The organism is Nostoc flagelliforme FACHB-838 (assembly GCF_014698065.1).
Lineage (GTDB): Bacteria > Cyanobacteriota > Cyanobacteriia > Cyanobacteriales > Nostocaceae > Nostoc > Nostoc flagelliforme_B.
Window position 1 is genome coordinate 1 of sequence record NZ_JACJSI010000202.1, and the last position, 10640, is coordinate 10640.

The following is a 10640-nucleotide window of genomic DNA, read 5'->3' on the forward strand; positions in this document are numbered from 1 at the left end:
CCTTCGTTCTCTCATCTCAAATGGATGTTTGAGTGGTTTCTCCGAAACACTAACTTTGATTTTGCGACTCTTCAAATGTACGGAGCTTTTTCAGAAATCAAATACTAGTCCTATATATCCGCAAATTAGTAAATATATGCTAGGAATACGTACAATTTTACATTACTAGCCTTAATTAATGGTGCAAACAAGATTGCTAGTGCAATTCGACAGCATTGGGAAATAGAAAATTCTGTTCATTGGACATTGGATGTTACCTTCCACTCTTGATGAATGCCAAATTCGTTCTTTACACAGTCCACAAAACTTTGCTTTACTACGTCGCATTGCTCTTAATGCATTAGAGCGAGAATCGTCTTTTCGTCGCAGTATTCGCCAAAAATCACGACGGGCAGCTATGAACGATCGCTATATGCTTTCTGTGTTAGCTGCGGCTCTCTCAAACTCAGTACCTCTGCCATAAATCCTCCTGTCAATAGGGTTTAAGACGCGCTAACCCTGGCTAGGAACAGGTTTTAGCCATTATTGGGGGCTAGCAATCACTGACAATAGTCTGACGATAAAATTAGGGTTTCAAGGCTAACAGTCCCATTTTTATGAAAAATTTTATCCAAAATAGACACTACCGTAATTGCACTGATAGTTTTCTATCCTATGTTTATAATTTCCGTAAAAGCACGGTTGCAATCATTAGAACTGGCGAGCAAAAATATGCTATCTTTAGATAATTTAAATGGTTTAAAGCTTACTGAAAATAATAATCAAAATAGTTGTTTCTAACATTGGCAGATATGGAACGTATTCTTGCTGTCATAGTATTAGTGACAGTTTGAGAAAAGCGTCAAAATATCAAACCAGAGAATGGTAGATTTACTGTATGGCAAAATATAGCTACAGAAAATCAGGCTACATACAAGGACGAAATATGCCTGCTTCCAGCAGCCATATATTAAAAGCCTATCTCAATAACTTGTTAAATTCATTAGTGTACATAATCATTAAAGCAGGATTATCAAATGGAAAGGTGGCAAAGTATTTTGAGAGTACCCTTGGTGGTGGTAAGTGGCATCAATACGAAAATTAACAAGACTATTGCAGCAGGAAAATTTATTGGCTGTAAACCTATGAAATCATCTCAAAAACCATTGGATAAAAGGTTTTTAGCTTTTGCCCCACAGTTATTGGAGTAAGTCTTTTAATAATTAATATCATTGTTAAGGGAACAAATTTTATTTTGTCAATAGTGTCCTTTACCAGTATTACTTAAACACAAAAATGTTTTCAGCAAATTTGGGTGATGAATGCAGTTCAAGCTTAGAAACGGTGTTCTGTAAACTAGAAAGTCTGCAATAAGTGTGCCTGTGTTGATTTTATCAGTTTTGATCAACTAATATTAGATTTTATATCAATATTATTTGTCTTCATTGTGGAATAAAAAGTTAGAGATTTCATCAAAGTTTATGAACAAATCCACATTGAAAAATACCTTTGCAGGTATTAGTGCAATGTTTGCTGTAGTAAGTATTGGATACTTTGGAATTCAATATCTTGGGAGATACATTATGGTTGCTATAGGTGGAGGTATGATTGGTTTAAGTGCGGTGGCGTATCTAACTGAGGAATGGTTGTCTTCGCAACAATCATTATCAAAAACGCCAGTTGTAAATCAACTTCAACCCAAATCTATATATAAAAAAAAAAGGTAAAAAAGGGGCATTATACCCCAAAAAATCAAAACGGCCCTATAGTGAACAGTCAGCTTATTGTAGTAGGTTCAAGATTATTTAAGGCTAGAGTAAATCTCACAAAATCCACAAGTATATCTAAACCTTATGGGTACTGCCGTAGATGCCTTATAATATGTCATAGAGCTAGAGTCAAGAGTTCCACAAAAACTCTTCCAACAAGCTAGATGCCATAAAAAAAGATGCTACCCAATGTGAACGAATGATTACCTATCTTTGCCAGAGAAGACTTAGAGAATGCTGGGAAATAGGTAATAAATAAATTGGTCAAGATCTAATCTATGTTTACTGCACTTTCCGCTAAACACCATAAGAGTTTGATTGAATTTAGTTATGCAAACTAAATATGTTTTAGCTAACTTTCTTTTAGGTTTCATCAAATTTAAAGGCTAAAAGCTTGAACAATGATACAATAATATTGATTGAGGACATTTTTCCATAATTATTATAAAAGGGTGTTTCTAAAATACTTTTAAAGTATAAATATATGATTTCTTAAAAAGACTTAACAGGATAAAAAAACGGCTATCGTAAAAAATTTTATGAACCTTAAGCGGAAATTGTAAAAAATTGTTTTACAAGTTAAAGCAAGTCCAAACTTATACAAGTTATCTTATGAACTTAGAACAAAAAATATTAGCGAAATTGCGTTTTTTTTCACCAGACAAACAAAAAGAAGTGTTAAATTTTATCGAATTCCTTGACTCAAAAAATTCTGCAAATAAAACTTATTTGGAAGAAGATTTGCAGGGAATTCGTACTAGGCTTGTTACTTTAGGTAAAGTTTTATTAAATGAAGATAACATAAGAAAGCAACTTGCTAGTAGGGAAAGTGAACTACATGATAAAGAAGAATGAAAATTACTTGCAATTGCATAATCATTTTTTGAATTCTTAGTAGACCAAAAAGTTTTGTGATCGCTCGGTGATGGATACTTGCAAACCTGACTATCTAAAAATCCATACTTTTTGATACAATTTTGGGAAAATTTGTTGAGAGCATTATATAAATAAAACTAATAATTTGAAGACAAAGGTAAGGGTAGCTCTCGCACCAGACAATGTTCTGGTTCTGTGTTTTGGAATTTTTGTAAAGTATTGAGGCGAAAAAGCAAAATTTTTGACTTAAAGGATTATTAGTTTGGCTATGATTGCGACTAACCCGGTTTTAACCGATATATCAAACGTTTAAAAAAGTAGTTAACTGTTTAGGAGAAAATGTTCCAATTAAAACTTAAGGTAATTGTGATACTGAGATTTATTACATTTTTTAACAGCATCACCTATTATTATCATTCTCATCACTTGTATATTTTATTCTCTGTAATTCCCTTATCAGGAAAATTCTTCAGGATTGACTGAAAGTATTGCACTATTTCGTCAAAAATCTCTTGCTGATTCAAAAAAGCTCCTGCGTTTATAAGTATTGAAATACAAAAACCATGAACCTATCCCACTAATAATATTTGTGCTAGCTTAAGCTTATTGAGAAGTGAAAACGAAAAATTAAAGCTTTCAAGCACGTTTTACAAAGAGAAGTAAGGATTTTTAGAATAGTGGGATAGGTTCATATCTTTAACTATAAATTTTGCATAGCCTCGAATGATAACGACAATAATTATCATAATGAGAATTGCTGATTCAGGTACTACACTTACAATACTTCTCCCTTACGCTTATCACTGCAAGGTACTCACTATCATTTAATTAACTTTATTCCCAAATTATTAGCTGCTTTTTCTCAAAAACGTCTCCACATTGATCGCAATAAAGCTCAACGCATACCAGGTTCGTTGACCAACTATTCCATCCACTCTTAAATTTTGCTGGTTTTGAAAAGCCATAACAGCGGTTTCTGTTAAGGGTCCAAAGTCTCCATCAACTCCAATAGGATAGCCATTAGAGACTAACAACCGTTGCAATGCTCTAACGGCAATACCAGAACTACCAAATTCAAGATTTGGTAGAGATTTGCTATTAAACTTTTGTGATCCTCCTAGAGGTTTTGCACAGTCTTTGCTTAAAGACTGTGCATACTTATGGGACTGGACTAAGCTAGAATAATCCAAAAAAGGGTTTTTTCGTCTAAATTTATGAAGTAGATTTTCCTTCTCTCTATGATCTTGGTTGAGGTATGAGGCATACTTATGGGATTGGACTAAACGAGAATAATCTAAAGAATGTTTCTTTCGCCTGAACTTACGAAGTAGATTTTCCTTTTTTCGTGGCGGGATTGATAAATCAGTTTGGGCACTTTGATCTGACTGCAAGAACTCAAGTGGTATAGCTTGAGCATTTGGGGATAACTGACTTTGTATTGAATGGTTTACTTTATTCCCTATCTTAAATGGTTGCTGTTGCAGCAAATTGACCGGAGATAATTGTTTTGTTGTTAGCACACCCGCCATCAATAAACCAATCTCAGCAAAATATTCAACAAAAGTAGCAGCAGCTAAGTTTTTCATAGCGGGGATTTAAAATTTAACGATTGATTGTAAGTTATTGCTCGAAACATCGAAGACATTTATCTATATCGCCTTTAGCCATCTTATAGTAAGGAGAATAATATAGTTTTTAACTTATAAAAACTTTTCAAACATACTCTAAAGTTTCCTCAGTATTAGATTCATCTCTAATTTTAAAATAGTAATAGAGATTTGTAACAGCTAAGTTAGAAGCTTTTTGTAAGTTGTTTAAAACTAATGTTTTGTAACCTGCAATGCTAGCTTGTTCATTAATATAAACTTCGTACTCAAAACGCAGATCAGGTTTGAACATATATATCAACTGGTCACGCAAGGAATAAAAATGGGATTTCTCAGTTAAATCTTCGTATGCTAGCTGTTCGGGCGGTATTGTCAAGACTGTTGCTTGATTGATATAAAAAGTATGGGCAGCTTCTGAAGTGTTGAAATCGCTGTTAACTAAAAGTTCTATTTCACTTTTTGAAAGTGACCGCATCCAATCAACTTGTGCTTGCCAGGTTTTCAAGATAGCAAAGTCATGGTTGCGAAAACGGCTGATTTCAGGAAAGATAAAATCAAGCTCGTCGTATGACTGGCAACTGTCAATTACCATGCAGGTCTGTTCGCTAATTTTGTCGCAAAGACGCCAAAGGCAATCGCTAACAGCAGACATTTCATTCTGCACTTGGTATGTGGTAGCAATTGCTTGTTCAATAGCCCAAGTACATTCAAATGTGCGGAGTCGTCCTGGTGCAGAGATTTCTTCCAATAGGCGAGGATTAGTATAGTTTGCTAATGCCTTTAACAACATACTTCGTACCTCAGCAATTTCGGCATTTCTCTGACTAAAATCTTGTAATCGTATTGCCGCCTGTAATTGTTTATGGGCCTGAATAAATAGTGTATACCCTTGTACTAAAACTATGCGATGTTGTTCAAAACTAATATCTTGGGCTACGTCCTCGATAATTTGACGTATTTCAGCTCCTTGATCTTTAAGGGCTTGATTCAAATTAATAAAGCCATTTTTGACTTCAAAGCGTATTTGCTCGACTCCTTTTTTAAGTTTGAGTATCTGGTGCAAGTTTACTGCCTTGAGTGCGACACTTGCTACTGTTCCTACCCCTATCAGATCTGTCGTTGATTGCAGGATTTCTATGTTAGTTTGAAGTGATTTTAACCCAACTTGTACAAAACTCATTTCTCGATAGTTTTTTTGAAAATCTATATAGGTTTGTACCATGTTTGCTCCTTTCATTAAGAACTGAACGGGTGTAAACAATGGTGATACAAGATTATCGCCGACTCGTGCACTAATTGCATAACCAACAAGTTTTCCTGTTGCGGTATCGCGTGCGATGCCTGTAGAGACCCCATTACTAAAGACTTCTAGGTAGTTACCAGCTTCAATACCAGCTTTAATAGTAGGTGTGAATTCAAATAACATATTTTTACTTTGTAACAGCTAGTTTTTTAAGCCTAACTGTTACTTAAAAATTAACGTAATGGGTTTGACCCCCCAGGGCAAACGCATCTAAATATTGACGAGCCTGAATCAGAGTGAAATTTAGCAAAACCCTAACGAATAAATTAGTTTTGGGACAAGTGAAGGTAGATGAACCTATCCCACTATTGCAAAAAAACCTACTTCGTTTCGTAAAATGTGCTTGAAAACCTTAATTTTTCGTTTTCAGTTCTCAATCAGCTTAAGCTTTGTAGCACAAATATTATTAGTAGGATAGATTCATGAGAAATCGATTTAATAAACAGCATTATCCTTGTTTTTAATCTTGCGCTACCATTTGATAATAAGACCTCCTTCATTGAGCAACTTATTTAATAATTCTTCTAGCTGTGATACTCCTTCTGCTCTTGAGAAAGATGGTTTTTTGCTGGCATACGTCGCCGATAATAGCTTAGTTATTAATCTTATATTATACAATTAAGCTGCGTAGCAGCTTAACAGCATCTCACCCCAAAAGGAATTTCTGTTGCCTAATTTCAATCCTTCTTGAATTAGTCCCCAGGCTAATGTTGCTAGAAGTACATTGAAAATAAAAACACCAAGTTAATCAATTCGGCTGATAGTTTGATGCCAAAGAGGTACTATAGGAATCAAGGCAAAAAAGGTACCAGTCCAATTAAAGTGAGCCGCTATTTTCTCGACGTGCCAACCATTTGTGCTCAATCTAATCACTTCTGCTCTGTCTTTCACTTTCTGGGGTACATCTGCCGTTCTCAAGTTGAAAAGAGTTTTTTCTTGTTCTCTGTCCAGAAACACCCTTAGACGGCTACACATATCTCTGTTACCTTCGTAGACACATTATACGTATTTACTTATCTTTACATAGTTTGGTTTTCTACCCCGTATCCTACTTACGTAATTATACTGATAATTTTATAGCACCCAATTAATAAATTCCGTAATAGCACGCTTACATCAGTAAGCTAAATAATAGCAATATGCTTTTTTGTATTAAAAAAATAAATTTAGAAAGCAAATTTGAGTTAAAAAGGTGCATTAGGTGTTGAATTAAGATTAAGATAAATCGTCTTTTTTGCTGAGAGTTTGTTAATTATAAAAATGCCAACTATCAAATATAGTAATAATATTCTTATAAATTCAAGCAAGATTGTAAATCAGCTTATACACTCAATCTATAAACAAAATTTGACTAACTAAGCTCCGGAAACCTAATAAATGAATAATCATCATGAACACATTACTAATTGAGGATCACCTAGTTGACTTACTATCACGTATTACAGGTCAGAAGCTCACTCAACGAGATGCTACGCAGCCTTTAATATTCCTAGCTAATTTGATTATAGTATTGCTAGGAGTGATGTTTGCTGATGGCATAGTTACAGAGGAAGAAAAACAAAGGCTGCTAGTAATGTTATATCGCTTTAGTACACCAAAAAGTGATGTACGTCAACTAACACATTTAATGATTAAAGGAGTTAAAAAAAATCAGCTTTATTCAAAATTTAATAATGAAGTACTAGCTTTGATAAGTCCACTTACGCAATCAGAACGACTATTATTGATTGGCTTTGGTTACGAAATGTCGGCAGCTAGTGGCAAGGTTAACTGCCGTGAGCAAGAGTATTTGGAGGTTTTAGCCAAGTATTTAGATGTTAAGCCGCAACATTTACTAGTTTTAGCAGCTGCATTTAAACCTGAAAAACATTTTGATCAAGCAGTTTTAAATGAGGTATATATGCTACTAGAACCGGAACTTTTTCAAGGACAAAATACTGTGTTTGTTAAGGAGCCTAGCGATAAAGTGCCGATTCTACCTGCTAAAACCAGAATAACTGAGCCGCATGTGTCTGTGTCCTACGAAGGGTTAAAAAAATTTCAGGAGCTTAGTAAGCAGTTAGATAATTATTGCCAGCAGATTTCTCAAATAGTTCAAGCCTGTTATGAAAGTAATTTTGTACCTAAAGATTTAATTGATGAAGTTAGTACATTCACAAAAAATCTTCAATTAAAGCAGTTTCGATTAGCAGTTGTAGGCGAATTTAGCCAAGGAAAATCTACTCTGCTCAATGCTCTACTTGGTGAAGAAATTCAACCGACACGAGAAATTCCCTGTACTGCTACAGTAACAATTTTAAAGTACGGGATGCAAAAACGAATAGTTTGTCGTTATAAAGATGGAAGCGAAGAAGAAATTCAATTTGACGAATACCAACAAAAAGCAAGCATTTCTGAAGATGCGGCAATTGGTTGTCTAAGTGATGATCTGCTAAACTCTGAGATAGAAGAAATCATTTTTGAACACCCAGATTTAGAATTATGCAGTAGCGGTGTAGAGATTATTGATTCGCCTGGATTGAACGAACGGCCCGAACTCACAGCTGTTACTCAAAAGTTACTCCAAGATATTGATGCCGCTATTTTTATTACTAATGCGTCACGTTCACTAACGCAAGGTGAGCGCAACTTGTTACATGAATTGAAAATCAAATTGAACGATGGTAAAGATGACATACCTGCAAATAACTTATTTATTGTGGGAAATTTTATGGATTTAGTACGTACACAAAAAGGTTGCGAACAAGTTAAACAGAGGATTCTTAATTTTGTTCAAGGTGATAATCCGATAATTACGGATAAAAACCGTGTTCATTTTATTTCGGGGCAAGCTGCACTTGATGCAATTTTAAACGGATACGAGGATGAGTATAGAAGAAGTTTTGATAGTTTTACTAAATCAATAGAAAGGTTTTTAATGTTTGAACGAGGACCATTAAAAATTGAACGAGCAGTCAATGAAGCTAATAGGGTAATAAAAAAAATTATCAATGTACTAGAGAAAGCTGACTACACCTTAAAAGGTGATCTGGAGATTAATAAAACTGAAAAACAGAAAATTTTAGAGAAAATTGGAGAAGCCAGTGGGCGTGATGTAAAAATATGTATGGTAGCGGTTCAACTTATGGATCAAGCACTTGAAAAAGCCAATATTTCTTGGAATGAGTGGTACGAAAATCTAAGCGAACATATGTTATCAAGGAGCAAATATTGGTATCTTAAACATAGCCCAATTTGGAGCCGAGAAAAATTAGTTTTAGAGTATGTCCAGTACTTTATAAAAGACTTATTAGATGAGATTAATGAATGGAATAATAATCAGCTTAATGATATAATACTACGAGAAAACTTACAAATCTTAGAGGAAAATATTAAATATGAATTAAATATAATACAAGCAGATTTTCAGCAATTAGATATAAGATTAGACACTTCATTTAGTAAAGGAATGGAACTTTCCAGCCGTGATATTACTAGTGAATTTATAGAGTTTAGTAGTATTGGTATTAGGAACGCTTTAGTAATAGAATTAGGACAATTGACAGGAATCGGTTTTATAGCAGCCTTCATCGCTAACGTTACTGCTATGATTACTGCGATGATTACTAGTAACTTTGGATTAGAAAGTGAAGATAATGAGGAATTGTATGATCCAATCAAGATGAAAGTTTTAGAGATAGGTCTTGAAAAGTTTGAGGAATCTATTGATATAGTTTATAAGAAATTATGTGAAAATCTTGAGACAGGATTTGATAGTAAAGTTGAATCAGCAAATCGAGTTATCGAACAAGCTATATCGCTTTACGAAAATCTTTTAGACGAGCAGGAAAAAACCGAACAAGAAGCAGTAACAAAATATAATATATCTAAAAACTTGATTTTGCAATATTGTCAAGAGCTTAACCAAGTCCAAGATAAAATAAATACAGATATTGGAGTCTGGTACTCAGAGATAATTAATAAAATAATTATTAAAAGACAATACAATTAATCCTTTTCTAAGTAACTATATTTGCTGAGGTTGAGGAATAATTCAAAACCAAAAGCCTGAGCTTTTTTGTATGGGGTATTGATCCATAATCTGAAATTGTAAAATTTTTAGGTATCCCTTCAATACTTTGGGGTAAAAAATTATTCTAGCATCCACAATCTACCAAATAGATTAGAAGAAGATTTCTCCCGAATAATGGTTGCTAAAGACGGAATATTTCCAATTCGAGATAAAAGAGAATAGGAACCTTAAATTATCTTAATATTAGATAATGCTAGTTTTCATAAACGTAAGGATATTCTGGCTAAAATCGCTCAAGAGTTTCCAAATTTTGTTTTAGAGTTTTTACCTGCTTATAGCCTAATACGGTTCAGTTAAGGCTGAAAATATTGTAAAGTAAGCATTGTCCCAAGAATGAAAATGAGCGTGTGGTGCATCTCAAAGATTTTTCATTACTGTCTTCAGATATACAAAGTAGTGACGTACTGAAAGCAATCGAGACAGCGATTCCAGTTTTTGCAATCGAACAAGCGATTGCTAACACTGACGTGAGTTCGACGGAACTAAAAATAGCAGGAGGTAGTGCAGGCAAATTTTTTGGGTAAATATCAATCGAAGGTTTTTTGGGTAAATAGATATAAGCAGCTAAACCAGCCATCAAGTTAACCAAAAAGTTAAATGGACTACGATGACGAGAGTGTTTGATTTGACATATATTTTTCAGATGATAATTGACCGATTCAATGACAGCACGTTTGCGTAACAGAATTTTATCAATCAGCTTTGCCAAACGATTTTTCATTTTCTTCTTAGATTTTGTGACTAACTGCAACCCTCGCTCATATAACTCTTCAAACAATTTTTGAGAGATGTATCCTCTGTCACCAAACAGTTTGCTTTCTTATGTCTTTAGTCATATCTGGGACTGGTTTTCGGTCATCTACGAATGCTTGCGTTAGTAAAAATGCGAGTAATTCTCCACAATCATTAATAATTGAATGGAGCTTGAATCCAAAATGCCAGCCCACAGAATTTTTGCCCCATTTCACTAATCCTTTAAACACTTTGTGAGAATGCGCCCGACAGTTGTGACAAACATTAATTGGTGTGGAATC

Annotated in this window: 6 protein-coding genes and 4 pseudogenes; 6 read left to right on the plus strand and 4 right to left on the minus strand. The window is 34.2% G+C overall.

Going from position 1 to position 10640, the window contains the following annotated elements:
• Positions 1-149: 149 nt before the first annotated feature.
• The 4 genes and pseudogenes from H6G97_RS37120 to H6G97_RS37135 form a co-directional block, all read left to right on the plus strand.
• Positions 150-463: pseudogene (locus H6G97_RS37120) on the plus strand (ISAs1 family transposase); the annotation flags it as partial.
• 414 nt (positions 464-877) lie between these two features.
• On the plus strand, positions 878-1084 hold the full coding sequence (locus tag H6G97_RS37125; protein ID WP_190945712.1) for a hypothetical protein: 207 nt from the start codon (positions 878-880) through the stop codon (positions 1082-1084).
• Positions 1085-1460: 376 nt separating this feature from the next.
• A complete protein-coding gene (locus H6G97_RS37130; RefSeq protein ID WP_190945714.1) occupies positions 1461-1706 on the plus strand; it encodes a hypothetical protein in 246 nt (81 codons plus the stop codon).
• Between the two features lie 654 nt (positions 1707-2360).
• Positions 2361-2603 (plus strand): DUF2281 domain-containing protein, encoded by a 243-nt coding sequence (locus H6G97_RS37135; RefSeq protein WP_190945715.1) that lies wholly within the window; start codon positions 2361-2363, stop codon positions 2601-2603.
• An 869-nt stretch (positions 2604-3472) separates the two neighbouring features.
• Here H6G97_RS37135 and H6G97_RS37140 read toward each other — a convergent pair.
• From H6G97_RS37140 to H6G97_RS53575, 3 genes and pseudogenes are all read right to left on the minus strand, one after another.
• On the minus strand, positions 3473-4210 hold the full coding sequence (locus tag H6G97_RS37140; RefSeq protein WP_242055808.1) for a peptidoglycan-binding domain-containing protein: 738 nt from the start codon (positions 4208-4210) through the stop codon (positions 3473-3475).
• 127 nt (positions 4211-4337) lie between these two features.
• Entirely contained in the window at positions 4338-5657 is a 1320-nt protein-coding gene (locus H6G97_RS37145) for a hypothetical protein (RefSeq protein WP_190945718.1), read from the minus strand.
• Between the two features lie 696 nt (positions 5658-6353).
• Positions 6354-6509 (minus strand): annotated as a pseudogene (locus H6G97_RS53575) (IS630-like element ISAcma27 family transposase); the annotation flags it as partial.
• 415 nt (positions 6510-6924) lie between these two features.
• Here H6G97_RS53575 and H6G97_RS37155 point away from each other — a divergent pair.
• A complete protein-coding gene (locus H6G97_RS37155; protein WP_190945720.1) occupies positions 6925-9525 on the plus strand; it encodes a dynamin family protein in 2601 nt (866 codons plus the stop codon).
• 252 nt (positions 9526-9777) lie between these two features.
• Positions 9778-9885: pseudogene (locus H6G97_RS37160) on the plus strand (transposase); the annotation flags it as partial.
• 205 nt (positions 9886-10090) lie between these two features.
• On the opposite strand, the pseudogene H6G97_RS56205 reads toward H6G97_RS37160, so the two are convergent.
• Positions 10091-10640: pseudogene (locus H6G97_RS56205) on the minus strand (IS982 family transposase); the annotation flags it as partial.

Coding starts and splice junctions, on each gene's coding strand:
- H6G97_RS37145 (WP_190945718.1), bottom strand. CDS start 5,657: ATGTTATTTGAATTCACACCTACTATTAAAGCTGGTATTGAAGCTGGT.
- H6G97_RS37130 (WP_190945714.1), top strand. CDS start 1,461: ATGAACAAATCCACATTGAAAAATACCTTTGCAGGTATTAGTGCAATG.
- H6G97_RS37155 (WP_190945720.1), top strand. CDS start 6,925: ATGAACACATTACTAATTGAGGATCACCTAGTTGACTTACTATCACGT.
- H6G97_RS37125 (WP_190945712.1), top strand. CDS start 878: ATGGCAAAATATAGCTACAGAAAATCAGGCTACATACAAGGACGAAAT.
- H6G97_RS37140 (WP_242055808.1), bottom strand. CDS start 4,210: ATGAAAAACTTAGCTGCTGCTACTTTTGTTGAATATTTTGCTGAGATT.
- H6G97_RS37135 (WP_190945715.1), top strand. CDS start 2,361: ATGAACTTAGAACAAAAAATATTAGCGAAATTGCGTTTTTTTTCACCA.